The sequence below is a fragment of the Pseudomonas sp. PF05 genome (assembly GCF_056521845.1).
The window spans coordinates 1-327 of record NZ_JBWLPW010000097.1 but is presented as its reverse complement, the minus strand read 5'-3'; the positions used below and the strand labels follow the sequence as shown (position 1 = coordinate 327).

The window sequence follows — 327 nt, the reverse complement described above, 5'->3', positions numbered from 1 at the left end:
CCAGATCAACGGCACCTACGGCTACCTGACCCTGGACGCCAACGGCAACGCCGTCTATCACAGCAACCCCAACACCGTCAGTGCCCCAGGCGCGACCGATGTGTTCACCTACACCGTGCGCGATGCCGACGGTGACGAAAGCACCACCACCATCACCATCGATGTTGATGAAAGCTGCATCGTTGCTACGTCGGACCACGAAATCAGCGTCTACGAAAAAGCCCTCGACCTGACCCAGGACGGCCAGGACCTGGCCCCTGGCACCGTCACCGGCAGCGACCCGAGCGCCACCAGCGAAACCGCCAGCGGCAGCCTTGTCGGCTCGGT

Annotated in this window: 1 protein-coding gene; it reads left to right on the top strand. The window is 63.3% G+C overall.

Annotated elements, in window-relative coordinates; all coding sequences use genetic code 11:
• On the top strand, positions 1-327 hold a 327-nt coding region (locus AC09SL_RS29595), incomplete at both ends, for an Ig-like domain-containing protein (RefSeq protein WP_479572027.1).